The organism is Variovorax ginsengisoli (assembly GCF_030486595.1).
Classification (GTDB): Bacteria; Pseudomonadota; Gammaproteobacteria; order Burkholderiales; family Burkholderiaceae_C; genus Variovorax; species Variovorax ginsengisoli_B.
Map to the genome: position 1 here is coordinate 133,874 of NZ_JAUJZH010000019.1, position 21,387 is coordinate 155,260.

Below are 21,387 nucleotides of genomic sequence, written 5' to 3' on the forward strand. Positions count from 1 at the left end.
TCCCTCACTTCGCGTCGCGGCCGTCCGCGGCGGCCTCGCCGATGCGGCGCAGGGTCTTGAGGGCGCGGTAGAGCACCACCCGGTCGTCGGCGCTCAATTGGCGGATTACGGCCGCCTGGCGCTGGCGTGCCAGCGGAATGATCTGCTCGTAGAGCGCCTGGCCGAGCGGGCTGATCCGGCAGGTCTGCCACTTGCGCGCGCCCAGCTGCTCGGCGTGCAGCGACAGCAGTCCCCGGCTCTCGAGCAGTCGCAGCGTGCGGCTCACCTGCGCCTTGTCGGCCGCCGAGCGCGTCACCAGCTCCATGAAAGGCAGCTGCCGCGCCTCGGCCAGCACCGACAGCATGCGCCACTCCGACACCGTCAGGCCGGCCTGCTCGGCGTAGGGCACGGTGATGGCGCGGCGCAGCGCATTGCTGGCGTGACTCATCATGGTGGTCAGGAAATCGTCGATCGCCAGGCTGGCGCCGCCTTCCTCCAGGCCGGTCCAGGGCGATGCGTCATGCCCGCACCCGGCCTCGGCAGCCGGCCGTGGCAGGGGGGCTTCTTGTTCTTCGTTGGGGTCCATGGTCAGGGCGGGTGAGGGCGCTCGCGGCAGGGGCAATGGGTGAATCGTCTCATTGAACGCAGGAAAAGACCTGTTCAGAGCATTTCGGTTGATTTGTCAATACGCTATTGTGCCTAGTTGATTGATCAACAAGAAAAGTGAAGAATACGGTTGCACGTTTCTCTGATGGGTGCTTGATCCATATGCGAAACAAACAGTTTGACCCCTGGCCGACCCCCATGCCCCTTGCTGGAGCCCCTCGATGAAATCCGCCCGCCGACTCTTCGTCACCGCCGCCATCGCAGGCGTGCTCACCTCCACGCTGGGTGCCGCACAAGCCCAGACAGCCGGTGCCTACCCGACCAAGCCGATCACCGTCGTGGTGTCCTACCCGCCAGGCGGCGACACCGACGCCATCGCGCGGCTGTTCGCCGACAAGCTGTCGCAGCGCCTCAAGCAGCCGGTGGTGATCGACAACAAGCCGGGCGCGGGCGGCGCGCTCGGCAACAACTTCGTCGGCCGGGCGCCCGCGGACGGCTACACGCTGCTGTTCACGCCGAACCCATTCACCACCGCGCCGCTGGTGATGAAGCTGTCGCCGAGCGCGGGCTACGACGTGCTGCACGGCTTCGAGCCGATCATCAAGACGGCGGTGCAGCCGCTGGTGCTGGTCGCCAATCCGGCCGCCGGGGTCAAGTCGGTGCCCGACATGATCAAGAGCGTGAAGGGCGGCAAGCCGCTGAGCTACGCCAGCCCCGGCGCCGGCTCGCCGATGCACATCCTCGGCGAGTGGCTCAACCGCGAGGCCGGCGTCAAGATCACCCATGTGCCCTACCGCGGCGTCGGCCCCTCGGTGACCGACGTGGTCGCAGGCCATGTCGACACCGCCTGGGTCACTTTCGGCCCGGTCACGCAGTACATCCAGCAGGGCCGGCTGGTGCCGCTGGCGATCGGCGACGCCCAGCGCTCGAAGCTGGCGCCCAACGTGCCGACCGTGGCCGAGGCCGGCTACAAGGACGTGGTGGTCGGTGCCTGGAACGGTTTCTTCGCGCCCAAGGGAACGCCGGCCGAAGTGGTCAAGCTGCTCAACACCCAGCTCAACGAGATCCTGAAGTCGCCCGAGGTGGTCGAGAAGCTCGCCACCTTCGGTGCCCTGCCGGTGGGCGGCGCGCCCGAGCTGCTGGGCAAGACCAACGCCTCCGACTACGAGGTGATGGGCAAGGTGATCCGCGACCTGGGCGTTCAGGCCGACTAGAAGCTGCGCCATGACGTCGCGAATCAACCAGTCCACGCTGGGGCAGGACGTGCCGCAGGTGAATGCGCGCGCCAAGGTGCTCGGGCGCGCCCAGTACGCGGGCGACCTCAAGGTCGCGGGCATGCTGCACGGCGCGGTGCTGCGCAGCCCCTATCCGCATGCGCGCATCGTCGCGATCGACACCTCGGCGGCGCTGGCGCTGCCGGGCGTCAAGGCGGTGCTGACCGGCGCCGACGCACCGCGCGTGATGTGGGGCGTGCATCACAAGGAGCGCCGCATCCTGGCCGAGGGCGTGGTCCGGTTCGCCGGCGAAGAAGTGGCTGCCGTCGCGGCAGCGAGCGAGGAGATCGCACGCGACGCGCTCGACCACATCCAAGTCGAGTACGAGGAACTGCCGGCGATCCTGACGCCCGAGGAGGCGCTCGACGAGGAGGCGCCCGGCGTCCATCCGGGCCGCAACAACGTCTCGCACGAGATCCGCTTCGAGCGCGGCGACGCCGACGCCGGCTTCGCCTCGGCCGACCTGGTGCACGAGGCCACCTACACCACGCATGCGCAGTACCCGGGCTACCTCGAACCGATGGCCACGGTCGCAGCGCTCGAGCCCAATGGCCGGCTGGTGGTCTGGACCTCGACCCAGTCGGTGACGCAGGCGCGGCTGAGGCTCGCGGCGGCGCTGGAGATGCCGATCTCGCGCATCCGGGTGCACCAGGCGACCACCGGGGGCGGCTTCGGCGGCAAGCTGGTCGAAGACGCCAACAACCTGATCGCCGGCCTGCTGGCGCGCAAGACCGGCAAGCCGGTCCGGCTCGTCAACAACCGGCTCGAGGACTTCCTGGCGGCGCCCTCGAGCGTGCCCGAGCGCATCACCCTCAAGCTCGGCATGACGCGCGCCGGCCTGATCGTCGCCAAGGAGGTGCGCATCGTGGCCGACTGCGGCGCCTACAGCGGTCTGGCGGCCGAGGTGATGCACGTGAGCGCGATGCGCAGCGATAACATGCACCGCAACCCGAACGTGCGCTCCCACGCCACGCTGGTCTACACCCACACGCCGCCGCACGGCGCCTTCCGCGGCTTCGGCGGCTCGCAGATGCTGTTCGCGCTCAACAGCCACATCCACACCATGGCCGAGCAGCTCGGCCTCGATCCGGTCGCGATCCACAAGCTCAATGCGATCGGCGCCGGCGAGACCTCGATCCACGGCTGGCAGATCGGCAGCACCGGCCTGAAGGAATGCATCGACCAGGCGATCGACGCCATCGGCTGGGAGGCCAAGCGCGCCGCGCCGAAGGGCACCGGCGCCCGCCGCCGCGGCGTCGGCATGGCGGCGGCGATGCACGTCAGCGGCAACCGCACGATCGGCAACTGGGACGGTTCGACCGTGGTTGTCAAGGTCAACGAAGACGGCCGCGTCTTCATCCACAGCGGCGAAGCCGACATGGGGCAGGGCGCGATGACGATGCTGAGCCAGGTGGTGGCGCACGAGCTCGACATCCCCCTGGACCACACGCACGTGGTCCCGCCCGACACCGACACCTCGCCGATCGCGATCGGCTCGCTGGCCTCGCGAGTGACGATCGCCGGCGGCAACGCGGCGATCGTGGCCGCGCGCATGGCCCGCGACAAGCTGCTCGCGCTGGCCGCGACCCAGCTCGAGCGACCGGTCGAGCAGCTCGAATGCGCCAACGGCACGGTGCGGGTCATCGCCGACCCCGAACGCAGCTGCACGCTGGCCATGCTGGCGCGCCTGCACGTCTGGCGGCACGGCGGCGAGGGCCTGCAGGTCAGCGGCAGCTGGGACGCGCGCACGCAGATGCACGACGACCAGGTCTACGGCAACATCGCGCCGGCCTATTCGTTCGCGGCCCAGGCGGTCGAGGTCGAGGTCGACACCGAGACCGGCCAGGTCACGGTGCTCGACAGCTTCGTCTCCGACGATTGCGGCAAGGCGCTGAACCCGCTGGCGATCCACGGCCAGACCAACGGCGCCACCGTACAGGCGATCGGCTGGGCGCTCTACGAGCAGCTGCAACTCGAAGGCGGCCGCATGGCCAACGGCAACTTCGCCGACTACACGATGGCCACCAGCGACGCGGTGCCGATGCTGCGCGGCGGCATCGTCGAGTCGAACGATCCGAACGGCCCCTACGGCGCCAAGGGCGCCAGCGAGACCGCCATCCTGCCCGGCGCGCCGGCGATCGCCAACGCGGTCTACGACGCCATCGGCGTGCGCATCCGCGACCTGCCGATCACGCCCGAGAAGGTACTGGCGGGCCTGCGCGAACTGCAAGGAGCGCGTGATGCGTGATTTCGATTTCCTGCAACCGGCCACGATCGACGAGGCCAGCCGCATGCTCGCCGAGCTCGGCGACGACTGCCGCGTGATGGCCGGCGGCAGCGCCCTGATGCTGGCGATGCGCCAGCGCATGCTGACGCCGACCCACATCATCTCGATCGCCCGGCTCGACGCACTGCGCGGCATCTCCTTCGACGCCCGCGACGGCTTGCGCATCGGCGCGCTTTCGCGCCATTGCGACGTGGCGCGCTCGCCGCTGGTGCAGCAGCACTACCCGATGCTGGCCGCAATGGCGGCGCAGGTGGCGAACCCGCAGGTGCGCCACCAGGGCACGATCGGCGGCAACCTCTGCTATGCCGACCCGGCCACCGATCCGCCCAGCTGCCTGATGGCGCTCGACGCCCGGGTCACGCTGGCCAGCTCGCGCGGCGAGCGGGTGCTGGGCATGGAGGAGTTCCTGGTCGACTACTACGTCACGGCCATCGAGCCCGACGAAGTGGTGGTCGACATCCGCGTGCCGGCGCCCTCGGCCGACGCCGCCGGCCGCTACACCCGCTTCCGGCGCACCTCGGCCGAGCACCGGCCGCTGGTCAACGTCGCGCTGTCGGTGCGCCGCAGCGGCGCCCGCTGCCACGAAGCCCGACTGGTGGTCGGCGCCTCGACCCCGATCCCGGCCCGCGTGGCGCGCGCCGAGGCCTTCCTGGCCGGCAAGGCCGTCACCGCCGACGTGGCGGCCGAGGCGGCCGAGATCGCGAGCGCGGACATCCTCGCGGTCTCGGATTCGCGCGGCAGCGAGGACTATCGCCGCGACATGGTGCGGGTGGTGGCCCGGCGCACCATCGCCCGGCTGTTCGATCTGGCCATCGATGGAGACAAGCAATGAGCAAGCACCTGATCGCGATCACCGTCAACGGCGAGGCGCAATCGATGGAGGTGCCGGCGCGACGCATGCTGTCTGATTTCCTGCGCGACGACCTGCACCTGACCGGCACCAAGCGCGGCTGCGAGACCGGCACCTGCGGCGCCTGCTCGGTGATCGTCGACGGCGAGGTGGTCAAGTCCTGCCTGTCGCTGGCGGTGCAGGCCGACGGCTGCCGCATCACGACCGTCGAGGGCCTCGGCAGCGGCGATGCGCTGCATCCGCTGCAGCAGAGCTTCATGCAATGCGGCGGCCTGCAATGCGGCTACTGCACCCCCGGATTCCTGATGGCGTCGTGCGCGATGCTGGCCCAAAACCCGAACCCGACGGTCGACGAAGTGCGCCATGGCCTCAGCGGCAACCTGTGCCGCTGCACCGGCTACACGCAGATCGTCGAATCCGTCCTGAACGCTGCGGAGAAGATGCGTGGAAATTGAAAAGACGATGACGGTCGCCGCGCCCGCGGCGCAGGTCTGGCAGATGCTGCTCGACCCCCAGGTGATGGGCAGCTGCGTGCCCGGCATGAAGTCGATCGAGGTCGTGAGCGAGGTCGAGTACATCGCCCAGATCCACGTCAAGATCTCCTTCATCAACGCCAAATTCAAGCTGCGCACGACCATCGTCGAGCAGCAGGCGCCGCGCTACCTGCGCTGCGAAGGCACCGGCGAGGACGCCTCGGTCGCCAGCTCGCTGAAGCAGCAGAGCGAGCTGTTCCTGGCCGAGCTGCCGGACGGCCGCACCGAGCTGCGCATGAAGGTCAAGGTCGACATGCTCGGGCGGCTCGGCACCTTCGGGCTCAGCGTCATGAAGACCAAGGCCGACCGGATGTGGGAGGAGTTCGGCCAGAACCTGGTGGCGCGGCTGGAAGGCGGGCCTTCAGTGGCAGCCACCGCGCCGGCGAGGTATCCGGCGGCGCCGATCCGGGCTGCGGCACCAGCCAGAGCTGCCGCGCCGCCCGTTGCGGCTGTCGTGGCGCCCGCTGCGGCGCCGGTTGCAACGACGCCCACGGCCGTCCCGGCTGCCCCCGCGTCAGCGGGCCGCGGCTGGTGGTCGCGGCTCGTCCATGGCAGCGCGGCGGACGGCCGTCAAATCCGCATCGAACTGCAGCGTGGCGACACGCTGCTCAAGATCGACTGGCCGATCGAAGCCGCAGCCGATTGCTCGGCCTGGCTGCGCGAAGTGACGAAGTAGTCCTCAGGAATAGGTGACCCAGCCTTCGTAGGCCGGGCCGTCGAGGTGCGGCAGCGTGTTGTAGGTCAGCAGCATGTGGCGCTTCGGCGTGAAGGCGAATTCGGTCACCGCGGTGTTGCGGATCCGCAGGTTCAGCTCGACCGTGGTCTCGGGGCTGGTGCCCAGCACATGGCCCACGGCGGTGCTGATCGGACCGCCGCTGGACACCACCAGCACCTTCGCACCGTGGTGCTTGTCGCGCACGTGGTCCAGCGCGGTCGTCACGCCGGCCAGGAAATCCAGGTAGCTGGGCATGCCGACCGGTTCGGTGCGCCCCTGCATCCAGGCGCCCAGTCCGTCGCGCAGCAGGCGGAAATGGTGGCGGTACATCTCCGGCGAGTCGGGCTTCTCGAGCTTGCCCGGATGGACCGTCGCAATGATCGCCTCGCTGTCGTACTCGTTGAGCCCGGGCCAGGGCAGCACGTCCTCGTGCCCGATCCCCAAGCCCTCGGCGATGCCTTCCCAGGTCTGGCGATGGCGCTTCAGCGTGCCGGCGATCACGGCGTCGAAGCGCATGCCGCGCTCGCGCCAGTACTCGCCCAGCCGCACGGACTGCCTGCGGCCCAGGTCGCTGAGTTGGTCATAGTCGGCGGCGCCGAAGCTGGCCTGCCCGTGGCGCACGAGGTAGAGGGTTCCCATGGAGGGGATTTTGCCCGCGTTGCGGGCCGGGGATGGTCGCGGCGGCGACCGGGATGGACTCGCTCGCCGCGGTTCGCCAAGCGGTCAGCCCTCGGGTTGCGAGGTCAGCCGGTGCTCGCTGGCGTCGACGAAGACATCGAGGTCGTTCTTCTGCCGGCTCACGGTCTTGATGCTGCGCGACGGACGCTCGGCGATCTCGGTGACCGAAAGCCTGGAGGCGAACAGGTGCAGCACCTCGAGTCGCGCGGCGACAGCGGCGCGGACTCGCCGCTGTTCCTGTCGAAGCTGCTCTGTGGGCGGGCCCGCGCCACCGCCTGGTCGCCAGCGAGATCTCGGCCATGCCCGCGTCCTTGCTCTTCATTCGATGGCGGCCGCTGGCGCGTGCGTCCGCACGAACGCCGATGCGCGCGCGAGCACCTCGGCCAGTTCCAGCCGCGTTGCCGCGTGCAAAGCGCGGACATCGGCCGCCAGCCCGGCTGCGCCGGCCCTGACCTGGCGCTCGATGGCCTTGAGCGCGGCGGTGGCTCGGGTCTCGTCGAGCTGGTGGCAGGCCGAACTGAGCCGATGGGCCAATTGCTTGAGTTGCTGGGAGTCGTCCGCGTCCGCCGCCAAGTCCATCGCCTTCAGGTCTCCTTCGGTGGTGCTGATGAAAATGCGCAGCAGCTCCGCCACCTTGTCGAGTTGTCCGCCGCAGAGCTGGGTCAGGGCCGGATAGTACGGCGCCGTTGACGTGGCCTGCGACACGGCGCCGTGCGGGAGCGCGGGGCCCTCTGGCCGCCCTCGCGCCAGGATCCCGGCCAGCGCCTCACGAAACTCATGCAGCTGCAACGGCTTGGACAGGTAGCTGTCCATGCCCAGGGCCAGGCAGCGCTCGTGCTCGCCCTGCAGGGCGTTGGCGGTCAAGGCGATGATCGGCAATCGCGGCAGGCCCAGTGCCGCCTCGCGCTCGCGCAGGCGCGTCGTGAGGTCGTAGCCGTTGAGCCGCGGCATATGGCAGTCGGTCAGCAGCATCGCATAGGCCGCGCCGGGTGCCAGCAGCCGCTCCCAGGCCTCCTCGCCATCCTCGGCGCAGTCGCACGCGAAGCCCAGCTTGGCGAGTTGCATGACGACGACCTCGCGGTTGATCGGATGGTCTTCGGCCAGCAGCAGCCGTCGCCCCTCGCCCATGGGAGCTGTGGTGCTTGAGCGCGCGAGCGCATCCGCTGCCGGCCGATCGGCCGCCGGCTGCCCCTGCACCGCCCCCGCGCCGGGGATCCAGGGCTGCAGCGGCAGCGCCACGACAAAGCGGCTGCCAACGCCAGGCTCGCTCTCGCAATGGACGCGCCCGCCCATCAGCTCGACCAGCTGCTTGACGATGGTCAGCCCCAGGCCGGTCCCGCCGAAGCGCCGAGTGGTCGCGATATCGGCCTGCTTGAACGGCAGGAAGATGGTCTTCGCGGCCTCCGGGTCGATGCCGATGCCGCTGTCCTGCACGCTCAGCAGCAGCGCCTCGCCGGCGCTCCGGTCGACCACGACCTTGACGCCGCCCTGCTTCGTGAACTTGACTGCATTGCCGACGAGATTGGTCAGCACCTGGCGCAGCCGGACGGCGTCGCCGAGGACGATCTCGGGAATCTGCGCATCGACCTCGAAGCCGAGGTCGATGCCCTTGCGCGCGGCTTCGGGCATCAGGGTCATGCAGATGTCCTCGACCAGGCTGCGCAGGGACAACGGCCGGCTCTCGAGGTCGAGCTTGCGCGCCGTGATCTTCGAGAAGTCGAGGATGTCGTTGATGATCGTGAGCAGTGCGACCGAGGATTCACGGCTTCGCGTCAACATGGCGCGCTGGGCGTCGCTCAAGGGCGTGTCGAGCGTCAGGTCGATCATGCCGAGAATGCCGGTGAGGGGAGTGCGCACCTCGTGGCTCATCATGGCCAGGAACTGCCGCTTGGCATCGAGCGCCGAGCGCGCCTCTTCGGCCTTGGTGATGAGGTCGGCCTTGAGCGCTTCTTCGCGCGTGATGTCCTTGGCGATGCCCGTGAACAGGATCTCGTCGCGGCGCAGGCCGGCCTGTTTCGTCAGGCTGCCGCGCACGTCGACCGTGCGCGTCACGCCATCGCGGGCGCGAACACGGAACTGGTCGCGATAGGCGCCGGTTCCCTGCCGGTACGCCAGGCCCAGCGTTGCTGCCACGCGTGCGCGGTCGGCCGGGTGCAGCATGCGGTAGAGCGCGTGGTAGCTGATCTCGGCCTCGGCGCCCAGGCCGCAGATCTCGCGGATCTTGGGGTCGGTCAGGATCACGGTATCGACCAGTTCGCGGCCTGTCGGCATGGCGCCCTTGCGCAGCCGGGTGACCACTCGATACCGCAGGGCCGTGTCCTTGAAGAACAGGCTCTGCGGCGCGGCATCGATGATGGCGCGGAGTTCGTCGTCCCGGCGCTGGATGCTCAAGGCATGGAAGAACTGGACCGCCGCCAGCACGATGATGCACAGCGAACCCAGCGCCATCCAGAACCAGTGGAGCTCGATGGCCAGCCTCGAACGCATTGTGGAACCTTATGTCATGTCGATCTCCCGTGGTGAACCGCCAAGGCGGCGGCTCGCCCATCGTTGTCCTCGTCACATTTAGTTGCACTAGAGAGATTGGGGATTGACTGTTTCTCGAGAAACACTGCACGAACTACCTCCGTCTTTTCAGAGACGCCGCCGGTGTGTCGGCGAGATTGTTCCAACGTTTTTTGAGGAAGTGTTCCGCAGGCTGTTTCGCGGACGAGCTGCTTTGCAGTCAAGGTGCCGCGATAGATGGCGTCACGTAGTCAAGCGCTTCAGGGGGATTTCGAATGGGATGGCCGATCGGGGGATTTGTGCTCTTGCTCGCATGGTGCTTTCGAAGCGCGTGCCCGGCCAGGAGGCGCCGGCAGGCGTGGTCGCGTTCGCGCAAGTACGGCGACGCGGAAATCGTCCGCATGCGACCCGGCGCGCTGGCCGGCAACGACTCGCGATCTCGATAGCGCACGCGCCCTGGGCCGGGTCGACGAAGCCATCGAATCGGACTCAGACCCCGCCAGAGTTCAGTGTCACAGGCCCTCGCGGAGTGTCGAACATCGCTCGCAGGCCCGGCGCCCCCGAGGCCAGCGACAGCTCCGACAACCCGATCGTCCCCAACGCCGCCGCCAGGTCGCCGGCCCGCGGATGCGACAACTCAAGCGCGCGCAACACGACGCCGGATTCGTCCATGCTGTCGGTCGGATGCACGGCCCCCCATTCGATCAGCGTCGGCAGCGCGCCATAGAAAAGCCGCTGGCCGTCGTTGCGTACCGTGATGCGCCACGAGAGCCGGCCCGCCGGCGTGTCGCGCGAGGCCTCGATGATGTGGCCCCGGTCGATGCGCAGCGCGGCCAGCCGATGCACCGCCGCCTCGATGTCCGGCACCTCGGCCACGAAGTGCACCAAGCGCGGGCCGTGGCGCGCCAGCGCGGCCTGCAGCGCGCCGTCGTCGAGGTCGAACCAGCGGTGGCGTGCGCCGGCGCGCGCTTGCTTCGCATGCGGGTCGATCGCGATGATCTCGAAGTAGGCGCGCGGGAAGGCGGCCGAACCGATCTTCAGCAGGCGGTTGTGCGTGCCCATCAGCGGATGGATGCCACCGGGGCCGGGCGTCACCCCGAAGGTCGCTTCGCACCAGCGCACCCCCTCGTCGAGGCTGCGGGCGGCCAGCACGAGGTGGTCGATGCGCGTCGGCATGGTGCGGGCCGTTTCAGCGCGGCGTGGTCGTCAGAGCATCACGCTGCCGTCGACGCAGGTCACCGAGTCGCCGCCGACCCACACCTGGCCGTCGGCATCGCGCTGGATGTGCACACGGCCCGCGCGCCCCAGGGTCTGGCCTTGCGCCGCCACATAGCTTTCGGGCAGATGCCCGTCAGCGATCAGCCATTGCGCCAGGCTGGCGTTGAAGCTGCCCGTGACCGGGTCTTCCTCGATGCCGACCGGTGCCGCGAAGGCGCGCACCTCGATGTCGGCCGGCGCTTCTTCGGTGCGCGCGAAGGCGCGCGCCTCGCGGTTCGAGCGCGCGATCAGCACCGGCGAGGCGGCCGACGACGGCAGGCCCGCGACGCCGACCTTCTGCCCCAGTTCGCGCAGCGCGCGGTGGTCGGGCTTGAGCGTGAGCACCGTGTCGGCATCGGCGAGCAGCAGCCCGAGCCAGGCGGGCCCGTTGTCGAGCAGCTGGGCGGTGACGATCTGTTGCGCCTTCAGCCCCAGCGCGGCCGCGACCTTGGCCAGCAAGGTCGGGCTCGGCGCGATGCGCTTCACCGGCGGCGCGGCGAAGGCCAGGCGCTCGCCCTCGCGCCGGATCGCCACCAGGCCCACCGCGCTCTGCTGCACGATGTGGCCGGCCGCCTTCGGCTTGCCGCCGGCCTGCAGCCACGCGTGGCAGCTGCCGAGCGTCGGATGGCCCGCGAAGGGCAGTTCGCCGCCCGGCGTGAAGATGCGCACCCGGTAGTCGGCTGTCGGCTCGGTCGGCGGCAGCACGAACGTGGTCTCCGACAGGTTGGTCCAGGCGGCGAAGCGCTGCATCGCGGCGTCGTCGATGCCGCTGCCGTCGAGAACGACCGCGAGGGGATTGCCGAAATAGGGCGTCGACGTGAAGACGTCGACCTGCTTGAAGGGGCGGGAGATCATGGTGGTGGTCATTCGAGGGCCAGGTCGAGCACGCCGCGGGCGGCGGCGCGGGTGCGCAGGTCGGCGAACCAGCGCTCGACATGCGGCCAGGCCGGCCGCGTGTATTCGGTCTGGGGCAGCCCGAACCAGCGGTGCGCCTCGCAGCCGACCGGGATGTCGGCCATGGTGAAGCTGTCGCCGCACATGAACGCGCGGTCGGCGAGATGGGCGTCGAGCAGTGCGAACAGCGGCTCGGTGGCGCGCACCGAATAGGCGATCGCCTCGGGCTGCCGCTGCTCGGGCGGCGTGCGGATCCATTGCCTGAAGGCGCCGCCGCTGACCGGGTTCAAGGTGGTCTGCTGCCAGTCCATCCAGCGTTCGGCATCGAAGCGTGCGGCCAGCGGCTCGGGATAGAGCTTGCCGGGCGAGTGCTTGGCGCACAGGTAGCGCACGATCACGTTCGACTCCCACAGCGTGACCCGGTCGGCGCCCTCACCGTCGTCGATGGTCGGCACCATGGCGTTCGGGTTGAGCCGCAGGTACTCGGGCGTCTGCACCACGCCGAAGCGGCCGCCCGCCTCAGTGCGCTGGAAGTCGAGGCCGAGTTCCTGGGCACACCAGACCACCTTGCGCACGTTGATGGAGCTGATGCGCCCCCAGATATTGAGCATTGTCAGAGTCCCTTCGATGGGCGATCGAGCAGAAGAAGTCGCAACGCCAGGCCCGCCATCATCGCAGCCAGCAGTCCGCGCTGGAAGCCGGCCGCGCCGCGTTTTTGCAGCCAGCGGCCGACCTGCCCGCTGCAGGCGCCGAGCAGGGTGTTGAAGAGCAGGCCGGCCAGCGACAGCGTGATGCCCAGCAGCACCAGCTGCATCGGCACGCTGCCGCGCGCGGGGTCGACGAACTGCGGCAGGAACACCATGAAGAACAGCAGCGCCTTCGGATTCACCAGGTTGTTGAGCCAGGCGCTGCGCACCACGCGCGCAAAGCTGGCGGCGTCGGCCCGCGCCTTTGGCGACACGCTGCCGGCACGCAGCGCCTGCCAGGCCAGCCACAGCAGGTAGAGTGCGCCGGCGTAGCGCAGCAGGTCGAAGGCGGGCGGCCAGGCCGCCACCAGCGCCGTCACGCCGGTCGCCGCCGACACGGTGTGCACGAGGTCCGCCGCGGCGATGCCCAGTCCGGCCGCGAGGCCGGCCCGCGGGCCCATCGAGACGCCGTGCGAGAGCACGAAGGCCATGTTGGGCCCGGGCGAGACGAACAACGCCAGCACCGCGAGGAGAAACAGCAGGAAGCTTCCGGCGTCGATCATCGCGGAGGGCTGCGGGGCGTGTCAGGCGGGACTGGCGGCCAGCTGCCGCTGCACCTCGGCCGCCATGTGGTGGGCGAGCTGTTCGCGCACGACCTCGGCCAGGGCGGCGATCGCGGTGTCGATCTCGTCGACGCTGGCGGTCACGAAGGACAGGCGCAAGGTGCGCGGATCGCCCTGGCCGGCATAGAAAGGCGCGCCCGGCACGAAGGCCACGCCGCGCTCGACCGCCTTCGGCAGCAGCGCCACGGTATCGATGCCCTCGGGCAGCCGCACCCACAGGAACATGCCGCCGGCCGGCTTGACGAACTCGACCGACAGGCCCTTCATCTCGCGCTGCAGCGCCGCCACCATGGCCTCGCACTGGCGCTTGTAGAGGGCCCGGATGGTCGGCACGTGGCGCGACAGGAAGCCGTCCTTCATGACCTCGTGCACCATGCGCTGGTTGAAGCTCGGCGAATGCAGGTCGGCCGCCTGCTTGGCCTGCAGCAGCTTGGGGAAGATCGCCTTGGGCGCCACCATGAAGCCCAGGCGCAGGCCGGGTGCCAGCACCTTCGAGAACGAGCCCAGGTAGATGCAGCCGTCGGGGTTGCGGGCCGTCAGCGGCAGCGCCGGCGCGCTGTCGAACCAGAGCTCGCCGTAGGGGTTGTCCTCGACGATCGGCAGGCCGGCCTTCGCGGCGGCCGCCGACACCGCGGCGCGGCGTTCCTCGGTCATGGTGCGGCCGGTCGGGTTCTGGAAATTGGGCAGCAGGTAGATGAAGCGTGCGTCCTGCGCCTTGGCAACCATGTCGTCGACCACCACGCCCTCGTTGTCGCTGGCGACGCTGACCGGCTCCGGCTCCATCGGCGAGAAGGCCTGGAGGGCGCCGAGGTAGGTCGGCGTCTCGACCAGCACCCGGCTGCCCGGGTCGAGCAGCACCTTGGCGACCAGGTCCAGGCCCTGCTGCGATCCGGTGGTGATCAGCACCTGCGCCGGGTCCACCGGCCAGGGCAGCATCGCGGCCACCGCTTCGCGAAGCGGGGTGTAGCCTTCGCTCGCGCCGTACTGCAGGGCGGCCTGGCCATCCTTGTGCAGCACTTCGGCGCAGGCTTCGGCGAAGGCGTTGATCGGGAAGGCCTTGGGCGAGGGCAGGCCGCCGGCCAGGCTGATGATGCCGGGGCGTTCGGTGACCTTGAGGATTTCACGCAGCACCGAAGGATTCATCTTTTCGGCGCGGGCGGCGAGTTTCCAGTTCATGTTGTTTCCTTTGGAGTGCGTGAGACTAACGGGAGGCCGCGGCGGCGACCAGCGGCGCGCGCGGCTGGGACAGCTTCTTGCCTGCGACCACGGTGGCCACCACCGCCGCGGCGAAGCCGAGCGTGACGACATCGAGCGGCTCGCCGAGCAGCGGCACGGCCGCCAGGATCGAGAGGAAGGGCTGCAGCAGCTGGGTCTGGCTGACGCGCAGTGCGCCGCCCATCGCCAGCCCGCGGTACCAGGCGAAGAAGCCCATCCACATCGAGAACACGCCGACGTAGACGAAGCCGACCCAGGCCGAAGCCGCGACCGGCTGTGCGGGCCACAGCAGCAGGGTGCCGGGCAAGGTCACAGGCAGCGCCATCGCGCAGACCCAGCAGATCACGCGCTCGGCGCCGAGCGCCGGCGTCACCTGGGCGCCGTAGATGTAGCCCAGCGAGGCGGCCACGACCGCCCCCACCAGCAGCACGTCGGCCCACTCGAAGCCAAAGCCGCTGCCGTGCGACTGGGCCCGCAGCACCGAGAACGCGACCACCAGCGCACTGCCGGCGATGGCGCAGAGCCAGAAGCCCAGGCGCGCGCGCTGGTGCAGCACCCAGGCGGCGCAGGCCGCGGTCACCAGCGGCAACAGCGCGGTGATCACCGCGGCATGGCTGGCACTGACCACGCGCAGCGCATAGGCGAGCAGCAAGGGGTAGCCGATCGCGTTGCCGAGCACCGCCATGCCGAGCGGCTTCCAGTGCACGCGCTGCGGTCGCGGCGAGCGGGTGGCGAGCAGAAAGATCACCGACAGGACGCCGGCCAGCGCCGCCCGCCCGAGCGTCACGAACCAGGGCGAGAGCTGCGGGGCGGCCTGCGTGCCGGTCGCCAGCCGGGTCATCGGCAGCGTCACCGCGAAGATGGCGACGCCGAGCACGCCCAGCCACATGCCGAGGGTTTCGTCTCGGGTCTTCATGCGCCCGCCATCCACCAGGCCGTGAGTGCCAGCAGGGCCGCCATCGCGCGGTTGAACCACAGCAGGCGCTGTCCCTGGGCCAGCCAATGGCGCAGCACGGCGCCGGCCAGCGCATAGAGGAAGTTGCTGGCGAAGGCATAGACCAGCATCACCGGCGCCACGATCGCGTAGCGCTGCAAGGCATCGGACTGGCCGGCGATGAAGTTGGCGACCAGGGTCAGCGCCAGCAGCCAGGCCTTGATGTTGAGGAACTGGAGCATCACGCCCTGCTTGAAGCCGACCCGCAGCTGCGCGCCGTCGGCCTGGCCGAGGGCCCGGCTGCCGCTGAGCTTCCAGGCCAGCCAGAGCAGGTAGGCGATGCCGAAGGCCTTGATGAACCAGCGCAGCGAAGGCGCCGCGACCACCAGGGCGCCGATGCCGGCCGCACACAGGGCGAGCAGCAGGCTCCAGCCGACCGGCACGGCCCAGACGAAGCGCATGGCGCGGGGCAGGCCGCCGTTGGCGGCGAGCGCGGTCGACAGCGTGGTGTTGGGGCCCGGCGAGAAACTCATCGCCGTGGCCAACACCAGCAGCGCAGTGAATTCTTGCCAGTTCATGGGACACACTTTAAACTGATGACCATTACAGTACCGATACAGATAGTCGAACATGGAAGCCATCTGTATCTGTCGACCCGTTGACACAGAACAATACGCGTCATGCTGACACGAACCTCCGCCCAGTCACTGACCGGGCAGCTCGCCGACCGCTTTTCCGAGCGCATCCGCAACCGCTTGCTGCCGCCCGGCGCGCGGCTCCCTTCGGTTCGAGAGTGTGCGCGCCAGCAGGGTGTGAGCCCGCACACCGTGGTTGCCGCCTACGATCAATTGCTGGCCCAGGGCCTGGTCGAGGCGCGCCGCCAGCGCGGCTTCTACGTGCGCGATTCGGGCCCCGCCGCGGGTCCGCCGCCGGACAGCGCCGGCCCGGCGCCGGCCCTGGCACCCGCGCCCCTGGTGGCGGCCGATGCCAGCACGCTCATCCGCGGCATGTTCCATCGCCCGAGCGACAAGCCGCAGCCCGGCATGGGCGTCTTTCCGCCCGACTGGCTCGAATCGACCTTCATGCCGGCGGCGGTGCGCCGGGTGACCAGCGGCAAGGCGCTGCAGGAACTGTCGCTGCAGTATGGCGAGCCCGCGGGCGACGGCAGCCTGCGGCGCAGCCTGTCGACCCGGCTGGCCGCCATCAGCGTGCCGGCCGCGCCCGAGCAGATCGTGACCACCATCGGCGCCACCCATGCGCTCGACATCGTGAGCCGCACCCTGCTGCGGCCCGGCGATCCCGTGATGGTCGAGGAGCCGGGCTGGGCGCTCGAGTTCGCGCGACTCGAGGCGCTGGGAATGCGCATCCTGCCGGTGCCGCGCAAGGCCGACGGCCCCGACCTGGAGGTGATGGAGCGCTACTGCACGGCGGGCGACGCCCACAAGCCCAAGCTCTTCGTCAGCGTGAGCGTGCTGCACAACCCGACCGGCTACAGCCTGACGCCGGGCAGCGCGCACCGGGTGCTGCAGCTCGCCAACCGGCACGACTTCCACATCGTCGAGGACGACACCTACAGCCACCTGGCGCCCGAACACGCGACCCGCCTCTGCGCGATGGACGGGCTGCAGCGCACCATCTATGTCGGCGGCTTCGCCAAGATCCTGGCGCCCAACTGGCGCATCGGCTTCGTCGCCGCCTCGCCGGCGCTGATCGGCCGCCTGCTCGAGACCAAGCTGCTCGCGACCCTGACCTCGCCCGCGCTGTTCGAGCGCGCGTTGGCCTGGTGCATCGACCAGGGCCAGCTGCGCCGGCATGCCGAGCGGGTGCGCGTCAGGCTCGACGGCGCCCGCGGCCGCACGGTCAAGCTGGCACTGGCCGCCGGCTGCACGCTGGCCTCGGAGCCGGCCGGCCTGTTCGGCTGGGTCGACACCGGTGTCGACACCGACGCGCTGACCCAGCGCATGCTCGACGAGGGCTATCTGCTGGCGCCCGGCTCGCTGTTCCATGCCCGGCGGCCGCCGACCACGCTGATGCGGATCAACTTCGCGACCGCGCAGGACGCGACCTTCTGGAAGGTGTTCGCGAGGGTCCGCGACCAGATCTGACCGGGGCTGCGCCCAGCGCTCAGAGCAGGGCGTCCGGTGCCAGGGGGCCGAAGAGCTTCACCATCGCCCGCAGGCCCGCGCTGGTGTCGGGCTCGGCGGTGGCGTCCTCGAGGCCGCTGCCTTCGGGCGCCTTCCACACCATGCGCCCGTCGCTGCGCACCACGTGCCAAGCGCCTTCGCGCATCACCTGGTCGATCTTCTGGGCGGCCGTCCGCGACAGCGTATCGCTGCGCACCAGCACTGCGATCTCGGTGTTCTGGTGCTGCGAGCGCAGGTCCAGGTTCATCGACCCGACCACCAGCAGCCGGCCGTCGATCACCAGCACCTTCGAATGCAGCATCGAGCGCGATCCGCCCGGCGCGCTGCCGCCGCCGCTGCCTGAACCGAATGCGTTGCCGAGTCCGGCCTGCTCGCTGCGCAGTTCGTAGAGCTCCACGCCCATCGCGAGCAGTTCGTCGCGATGCCGGGCGTAGCCCACATGGGCCACGGGCGCATCGTTCGACGCCAGTGAGTTGGTCAGCACGCGGATTCGCACCCCACGGGCCCGGGCCGCGGCGAAGGCCTGTTTCATGTCGGCGCCGGGCACGAAATAGGGCGAGATCACCAGCAGGTCGCTGCGGGCCTGGCCGATCAGCTGCAGCAGTCCATCGACCACCGTCTCGCCATCGGCCGCGGCGTCGGCTGCGGCAGCAAGCGACGCATCGTTCTTTGCGGCCCCGCCCTGCGGGCGCCGGCCCGTCTGCGTCACCGTGAGTCCGGGTGCCTTGCCGACATCGGCGCTGGCATTGGCGCCGTCCGGCGGGATCTTGCCCGGCTTGTCGGCCAGCACGACCGCCGGGGCCCAGACGAAATCGGCGGTCCGGAGGTCCAATGGCCGTTCGTCCCAGACCTGCGCGCGGACCTCGGCGGCGGAGGCGCCGGTGTCCGCTGCGCCATCGGCCGGCGGCGGGTTGCCGGCCTGCCGTTCGCGCTCCGCCTTGGCGTCGGCGCGCGCCTGCTCGCGGATCTGGTCCAGGTCCTTGGCCGTGACCAAGGACTGCACCGGGTAGGCGCGCTCGTTGTTCCAGTAGGCGTCGAAGCTCCGGGACAGGTCCTGTACCAGCGGCCCCGCCACCAGCACGTCGAGATCGATGAAGTTGCCCTTGCGGTCCTTGCCGAAGTAGGCGTCGCCGAGGTTCCGGCCGCCGGCCACCGCCAGCACGTTGTCGGCAATGAACAGCTTGTTGTGCATGCGCTGCTGGATCCGCGCGGCATCGTCGATGGAGCCGAACAGGCGGCCCAGCGTCGAGGCGCGGGCGCCCGCCAGCGGATTGAACATCCGCATCTCTACATTCGGCACCAGCGCCATTCGCATCACGACCGCGTCCCGGCCGGTGCTGTGCAGATCGTCGAGCAGGATTCGAATCCGCACGCCGCGCTCGGCGGCCTCGCGCACCGCCTTCAGCAGCCGGGCCGTGCTGGCGTCGGCGTGGATCGCGTAGTACTGCAGGTCCAGCGTCTTGCGGGCGCCCTCGACCAGCGCCAGCCGACTGCCATACGCGGCCGGTGCCCCGTCGAGCAGGACGAAGCCGGATTCGTAGCGCGTGCCGGCGGCGGCCCGCCGCTGCTGCACCAGCTCGCCCAGCGGTGTCGTTGCGGGAGCGGGCAGCGCGGTCGAGACCGGCCGATCGACGTCCTTGGGCAGTTCCGCGCAGGCCCCGAGGCCCAGGGCCAGGAAGAGTGCGAGGCAGGCGGCGGTTCGCCCGAGGGCGTTTCTAAATGGCATGAGGCGAGGAAAAGAACCAGGACGGCGCTATATATAGAGCGCCGTCTTCCCCCGCCGCGTCGGACAAAGCCTCCGCTAGCCTGCGGACCCGAGCGCTTCCCAGCGTTCCAGTGCGGCCATCAGCTCTTCGTCGATGCGGGCATGGCGCTCGGCAAGCTCGGCCGCCCGCGAGGCGTCGGTGGCGTAGATCGCGCCGCCGTCGAGCGCCAGGATCTCGCTGATCCGCTTCTGTTCTTCCTCGAGCTCGGCGATCCGCGCCGGCAGCGTCTCGAGTTCGCGCTGTTCCTTGTAGCTGAGCTTCTTGCGGGTCGCCGCGGGCTTGGCGGCGGCCGCGGGGGGCGGCGCGGCAGTGACCGGGGCGGCGGTGGCCGGCGGCGGTGCGGCCGCGGCGCGCTGCTGCGCGATCTCGCGGGCACGCTTGGATTGGGTCAGCCAGTCCTGCACGCTGCCCTCGTACTCGCGCCAGCGGCCGTCGCCCTCGAAGGCGATGGTGCTGGTCACCACGTTGTCGAGGAAGGTCCGGTCATGACTTACCAGGAACACGGTGCCGTCGTAGTTCTGCAGCAGGTCCTCGAGCAATTCCAGTGTGTCGATATCGAGGTCGTTGGTCGGCTCGTCGAGCACCAGCACGTTGGCCGGCCGCGCGAACAGGCGGGCCAGCAGCAGCCGATTGCGCTCGCCGCCGCTCAGCGAGCGCACCGGCGAATGCGCGCGCGCCGGCGAGAACAGGAAATCGGCCAAGTAGCTCTTGACGTGCTTGCGCTGGTTGCCGATCTCGATCCATTCGCTGCCCGGGCTGATGAAGTCTTCCAGCGTGGCGTCCAGGTTCAGCGCGTTGCGCATCTGGTCGAAATAGGCCACCTGCAGGTTGGCGCCGCGGCGGATCTTGCCGGCATCGGGCTCGAGCTCGCCGAGGATCAGCTTCAGCAGCGTGGTCTTGCCGGCGCCGTTGGGGCCGATCAGGCCGACCTTGTCGCCTCGCAGGATGGTGCCGGTGAAGCCGCGGATCACAGTCTTGTCGCCGAAGGACTTCGTCGCCTCGGTCAGCTCCGCCACGATCTTGCCGCTCGACTGCCCCGAGGCCACGTCCATGTTCACGCTGCCCTGCACCTCGCGCCGGGACGCGCGGTTGGCGCGCAGCTCCTGCAGCCGGCTGATGCGGCTCTGGCTGCGCGTGCGGCGCGCCTCCACGCCTTTGCGGATCCAGATCTCCTCCTGCGCCAGCAGCTTGTCGGCCTTGGCATTGATCACCGCTTCCTGGGCCAGCTGCTCTTCCTTCTGTAGAAGGTACTGCTCGAAATTGCCCGGGTAGGAGCCGAGCTTGCCGCGGTCGAGCTCCACGATCCGGGTGGCGACTCGGTTCAGGAAGCTGCGGTCGTGGGTGATGGTCACCACGCTGCCCTTGAAGTCGATCAGCAACTGCTCCAGCCACTCGATCGAATCGAGGTCCAGGTGGTTGGTGGGCTCGTCCAGCAGCAGCACGTCGGGGGCGGCCACCAGTGCCTGCGCCAGGGCGACGCGCTTGCGCGTGCCGCCCGACAGCGAGCCGACGCGGGCGGCGCCATCGAGATGCAGCCGATGCAGCGTTTCTTCCACGCGCTGTTCCCAGTTCCAGGCGTCGAAGGACTCGATCTGGGACTGCAGGGCGTCCAGGTCCAGCCCGGGCGCGCCCGACAGGTACTGGTCGCGGATCGCGATCACCTCGCCCAGTCCCGCGCTGGCGGCCGTGAAGACGTCCGCCTCCATGTCCAGCACGGGCTCCTGGGCGACATAGGTCACGCGCACGTTCTGTTGTATCTGGAGCGTGCCGTCGTCCGGCTTCTCGAGCCCCGCCAGTATCTTGAGCAGCGAGGACTTGCCCGCGCCGTTGCGGCCGATCAAGCCGATGCGCTCCGCTTCGATGAGAGAGAAGTCCGCATGGTCGAGCAGCGGGACGTGGCCGAACGCGAGTTGCGCGTCGAGGAGTGTGATGAGTGCCATGTGGGAGCGATTATCGGAGCGAAGTGCCGGCGAGGCTCCAAAAGTGGCATATACTCGTGGGCTCGGCAAAACGCGAAGGCAACTTCGCCGGGTTCCAGGAAGGAAACTTCAGGGGACTACAACAAGAAGATCGCAAGATCGCCGAGAACAAAAAAGGCCCTTCGGTCTTGATCTGGTTCTAAGAATCGTGTCATAATTGAAGGCTCCGCTGAAAACGACGGCGACGAGGCAGCTTCCGGGTTGCGAGTTGATCGAAGTGACTGGCGGGAAAGAAAAAGACCTCTCGAGGTTGACGAAGTTGAAAAAACTGTGTCATAATCGAAGGCTCCGCAGAAAACGCGAACTGCAGCGGCTTCCCAGTGAAGCGGTTGTGAGAAGCGAAAGAAAGCGAAAAAAGTTTGCCGGTTCTTAAAAAACCGTGTCATAATCGAAGGCTCCGCTGATCGCAGCGAAGCAAGCAAAACAAGAGATTGTTTTGACGGATCGTTAAAAATATACAGC

20 protein-coding genes are annotated in these 21,387 nt (G+C 69.2%); 6 read left to right on the forward strand and 14 right to left on the reverse strand.

The window, feature by feature from the left end; genetic code table 11:
- Positions 1-4 precede the first annotated feature (4 nt).
- Positions 5-565 (reverse strand): MarR family winged helix-turn-helix transcriptional regulator, encoded by a 561-nt coding sequence (locus QZH52_RS24300; protein WP_301813055.1) that lies wholly within the window; start codon positions 563-565, stop codon positions 5-7.
- Between the two features lie 241 nt (positions 566-806).
- On the opposite strand from QZH52_RS24300, the gene QZH52_RS24305 reads away from it, so the two are divergent.
- From QZH52_RS24305 to QZH52_RS24325, 5 genes are read left to right on the forward strand one after another with little or no spacing between them, the layout of a single operon-like run.
- A complete protein-coding gene (locus QZH52_RS24305) occupies positions 807-1,799 on the forward strand; it encodes a Bug family tripartite tricarboxylate transporter substrate binding protein (RefSeq protein WP_301813057.1) in 993 nt (330 codons plus the stop codon).
- Between the two features lie 10 nt (positions 1,800-1,809).
- Positions 1,810-4,107: a xanthine dehydrogenase family protein molybdopterin-binding subunit gene (locus QZH52_RS24310; RefSeq protein ID WP_301813059.1), complete on the forward strand. Its 2,298-nt coding sequence runs from the start codon at positions 1,810-1,812 to the stop codon at positions 4,105-4,107.
- On the forward strand, positions 4,100-4,978 hold the full coding sequence (locus tag QZH52_RS24315) for an FAD binding domain-containing protein (protein WP_301813061.1): 879 nt from the start codon (positions 4,100-4,102) through the stop codon (positions 4,976-4,978). The genes QZH52_RS24310 and QZH52_RS24315 overlap by 8 nt, the downstream gene beginning before the upstream one ends.
- Positions 4,975-5,451: a (2Fe-2S)-binding protein gene (locus tag QZH52_RS24320; RefSeq protein WP_301813063.1), complete on the forward strand. Its 477-nt coding sequence runs from the start codon at positions 4,975-4,977 to the stop codon at positions 5,449-5,451. Before QZH52_RS24315 ends, QZH52_RS24320 begins: the two co-directional genes overlap by 4 nt.
- The gene (locus QZH52_RS24325; protein ID WP_301813065.1) at positions 5,441-6,205 is read left to right on the forward strand and encodes an SRPBCC family protein; all 765 of its coding nucleotides are present in this window, start codon (positions 5,441-5,443) and stop codon (positions 6,203-6,205) included. Before QZH52_RS24320 ends, QZH52_RS24325 begins: the two co-directional genes overlap by 11 nt.
- 3 nt (positions 6,206-6,208) lie before the next feature.
- Here QZH52_RS24325 and QZH52_RS24330 read toward each other — a convergent pair whose 3' ends face one another.
- From QZH52_RS24330 to QZH52_RS24375, 10 genes are all read right to left on the reverse strand, one after another.
- Positions 6,209-6,883, reverse strand: coding sequence for a histidine phosphatase family protein (locus tag QZH52_RS24330; protein WP_301813067.1), 675 nt, complete (start codon positions 6,881-6,883; stop codon positions 6,209-6,211).
- A gap of 84 nt (positions 6,884-6,967) precedes the next feature.
- The gene (locus QZH52_RS24335) at positions 6,968-7,117 is read right to left on the reverse strand and encodes a hypothetical protein (RefSeq protein WP_301813070.1); all 150 of its coding nucleotides are present in this window, start codon (positions 7,115-7,117) and stop codon (positions 6,968-6,970) included.
- A gap of 123 nt (positions 7,118-7,240) precedes the next feature.
- Positions 7,241-9,409, reverse strand: coding sequence for a PAS domain-containing hybrid sensor histidine kinase/response regulator (locus QZH52_RS24340; RefSeq protein WP_301813071.1), 2,169 nt, complete (start codon positions 9,407-9,409; stop codon positions 7,241-7,243).
- A 507-nt stretch (positions 9,410-9,916) separates the two neighbouring features.
- A complete protein-coding gene (locus QZH52_RS24345; RefSeq protein ID WP_301813072.1) occupies positions 9,917-10,603 on the reverse strand; it encodes a VOC family protein in 687 nt (228 codons plus the stop codon).
- A 30-nt stretch (positions 10,604-10,633) separates the two neighbouring features.
- Entirely contained in the window at positions 10,634-11,539 is a 906-nt protein-coding gene (locus QZH52_RS24350) for a PhzF family phenazine biosynthesis protein (RefSeq protein ID WP_301813074.1), read from the reverse strand.
- Positions 11,540-11,547: 8 nt separating this feature from the next.
- Positions 11,548-12,189, reverse strand: a complete 642-nt coding sequence (locus QZH52_RS24355; RefSeq protein WP_301813075.1) for a glutathione S-transferase — start codon at positions 12,187-12,189, stop codon at positions 11,548-11,550.
- A gap of 2 nt (positions 12,190-12,191) precedes the next feature.
- On the reverse strand, positions 12,192-12,827 hold the full coding sequence (locus tag QZH52_RS24360) for a LysE family translocator (protein WP_286520153.1): 636 nt from the start codon (positions 12,825-12,827) through the stop codon (positions 12,192-12,194).
- Between the two features lie 21 nt (positions 12,828-12,848).
- Positions 12,849-14,063 carry an aminotransferase-like domain-containing protein gene (locus tag QZH52_RS24365; protein ID WP_301813077.1) on the reverse strand — a complete coding sequence of 405 codons (1,215 nt, stop codon included), beginning with the start codon at positions 14,061-14,063 and terminating at the stop codon, positions 12,849-12,851.
- A 25-nt stretch (positions 14,064-14,088) separates the two neighbouring features.
- Positions 14,089-15,018: a DMT family transporter gene (locus QZH52_RS24370; protein WP_301813079.1), complete on the reverse strand. Its 930-nt coding sequence runs from the start codon at positions 15,016-15,018 to the stop codon at positions 14,089-14,091.
- A complete protein-coding gene (locus QZH52_RS24375) occupies positions 15,015-15,614 on the reverse strand; it encodes a LysE family translocator (protein ID WP_301813081.1) in 600 nt (199 codons plus the stop codon). Before QZH52_RS24375 ends, QZH52_RS24370 begins: the two co-directional genes overlap by 4 nt.
- Positions 15,615-15,716: 102 nt before the next feature.
- Between QZH52_RS24375 and QZH52_RS24380 the strand changes: the two genes are divergently transcribed.
- Positions 15,717-17,141 (forward strand): aminotransferase-like domain-containing protein, encoded by a 1,425-nt coding sequence (locus tag QZH52_RS24380; protein WP_301813083.1) that lies wholly within the window; start codon positions 15,717-15,719, stop codon positions 17,139-17,141.
- Between the two features lie 19 nt (positions 17,142-17,160).
- Here the strand turns inward: QZH52_RS24380 and QZH52_RS24385 are convergent, their stop codons facing one another.
- The 3 genes from QZH52_RS24385 to QZH52_RS24395 all read right to left on the reverse strand — a co-directional run.
- Positions 17,161-18,906 (reverse strand): phospholipase D family protein, encoded by a 1,746-nt coding sequence (locus tag QZH52_RS24385; RefSeq protein WP_301813085.1) that lies wholly within the window; start codon positions 18,904-18,906, stop codon positions 17,161-17,163.
- A gap of 75 nt (positions 18,907-18,981) precedes the next feature.
- A complete protein-coding gene (locus tag QZH52_RS24390; protein ID WP_301813086.1) occupies positions 18,982-20,886 on the reverse strand; it encodes an ATP-binding cassette domain-containing protein in 1,905 nt (634 codons plus the stop codon).
- A 116-nt stretch (positions 20,887-21,002) separates the two neighbouring features.
- Positions 21,003-21,387, reverse strand: a 385-nt coding sequence (locus QZH52_RS24395; RefSeq protein ID WP_301813088.1) for a hypothetical protein, incomplete at its 5' end; no start/stop codon positions are given.

What these genes read in the sequence shown, in the direction of transcription:
- QZH52_RS24375 (WP_301813081.1), bottom strand. Translation starts at nt 15,614, where the DNA reads ATGAACTGGCAAGAATTCACTGCGCTGCTGGTGTTGGCCACGGCGATG.
- QZH52_RS24345 (WP_301813072.1), bottom strand. Translation starts at nt 10,603, where the DNA reads ATGCCGACGCGCATCGACCACCTCGTGCTGGCCGCCCGCAGCCTCGAC.
- QZH52_RS24380 (WP_301813083.1), top strand. Translation starts at nt 15,717, where the DNA reads ATGCTGACACGAACCTCCGCCCAGTCACTGACCGGGCAGCTCGCCGAC.
- QZH52_RS24360 (WP_286520153.1), bottom strand. Translation starts at nt 12,827, where the DNA reads ATGATCGACGCCGGAAGCTTCCTGCTGTTTCTCCTCGCGGTGCTGGCG.
- QZH52_RS24340 (WP_301813071.1), bottom strand. Translation starts at nt 9,409, where the DNA reads ATGCGTTCGAGGCTGGCCATCGAGCTCCACTGGTTCTGGATGGCGCTG.
- QZH52_RS24320 (WP_301813063.1), top strand. Translation starts at nt 4,975, where the DNA reads ATGAGCAAGCACCTGATCGCGATCACCGTCAACGGCGAGGCGCAATCG.
- QZH52_RS24390 (WP_301813086.1), bottom strand. Translation starts at nt 20,886, where the DNA reads ATGGCACTCATCACACTCCTCGACGCGCAACTCGCGTTCGGCCACGTC.
- QZH52_RS24310 (WP_301813059.1), top strand. Translation starts at nt 1,810, where the DNA reads ATGACGTCGCGAATCAACCAGTCCACGCTGGGGCAGGACGTGCCGCAG.
- QZH52_RS24350 (WP_301813074.1), bottom strand. Translation starts at nt 11,539, where the DNA reads ATGATCTCCCGCCCCTTCAAGCAGGTCGACGTCTTCACGTCGACGCCC.
- QZH52_RS24315 (WP_301813061.1), top strand. Translation starts at nt 4,100, where the DNA reads ATGCGTGATTTCGATTTCCTGCAACCGGCCACGATCGACGAGGCCAGC.
- QZH52_RS24355 (WP_301813075.1), bottom strand. Translation starts at nt 12,189, where the DNA reads ATGCTCAATATCTGGGGGCGCATCAGCTCCATCAACGTGCGCAAGGTG.
- QZH52_RS24370 (WP_301813079.1), bottom strand. Translation starts at nt 15,018, where the DNA reads ATGAAGACCCGAGACGAAACCCTCGGCATGTGGCTGGGCGTGCTCGGC.
- QZH52_RS24300 (WP_301813055.1), bottom strand. Translation starts at nt 565, where the DNA reads ATGGACCCCAACGAAGAACAAGAAGCCCCCCTGCCACGGCCGGCTGCC.
- QZH52_RS24305 (WP_301813057.1), top strand. Translation starts at nt 807, where the DNA reads ATGAAATCCGCCCGCCGACTCTTCGTCACCGCCGCCATCGCAGGCGTG.
- QZH52_RS24330 (WP_301813067.1), bottom strand. Translation starts at nt 6,883, where the DNA reads ATGGGAACCCTCTACCTCGTGCGCCACGGGCAGGCCAGCTTCGGCGCC.
- QZH52_RS24365 (WP_301813077.1), bottom strand. Translation starts at nt 14,063, where the DNA reads ATGAACTGGAAACTCGCCGCCCGCGCCGAAAAGATGAATCCTTCGGTG.
- QZH52_RS24385 (WP_301813085.1), bottom strand. Translation starts at nt 18,906, where the DNA reads ATGCCATTTAGAAACGCCCTCGGGCGAACCGCCGCCTGCCTCGCACTC.